Genomic DNA, 612 nt, shown 5'->3' on the forward strand with positions numbered 1-612 from the left:
GTTAACACATAGGATGAAGCAAGTAATGTCGTCGGTTTTCATGCTGATATTCGTTGGTTATTACTATTGCTAGTAACAGAGCAGACCTTACTTAGTTCGTCGTGGCACCTGTCTTCAGTCTATGTTCGTGGTTCAATGTTGCGGTAGCAACATTGCCATCCTAAAGCTTCCGCTCCTGCTCACGCCCCTTACCTACATCCATGTAGGCAACGCCGTCGGTGGTTGTGCCACACCCGATGCTTGACCCAATGCATTAACTCTAATTCGTTCATATTAAGCGGGTACTCGCGCTATTCGTAATTTTGGATTAACGGGGACGAGTACCACTTCTTTTGCGATAGCCCAGATATAGGTAATCATTTCTCGCGCAATCGCTGTGACCACAAGGTTGTAATGCTTGCCTTTATTAATGAGCTTTTTATAGCGCTTGCAGAGCCTTAATTGTGCTTTCCAAGCGATATCAACAATCTGTTTTGGTAAGCCCTCTTGTCGCTTTTGTAGTTCAGTTGAGATGTTGGCAGTATGACGATAACTATGCGCACCTTCGACTAACAATCGCCTTGCTCGACCATTGCCGCATTTAGTAATTGCGCCAATATGCCTTTTACCGCC

1 pseudogene is annotated in these 612 nt (G+C 45.3%); it reads right to left on the minus strand.

What is annotated here, in order from left to right:
- Positions 1 to 273: 273 nt before the first annotated feature.
- Positions 274 to 612: pseudogene (locus L1068_RS21840) on the minus strand (IS110 family transposase); the annotation flags it as partial.

Origin of the sequence: Pseudoalteromonas sp. MMG024 (assembly GCF_021654175.1) — a bacterium.
In the GTDB taxonomy this organism is placed as follows: domain Bacteria; phylum Pseudomonadota; class Gammaproteobacteria; order Enterobacterales; family Alteromonadaceae; genus Pseudoalteromonas.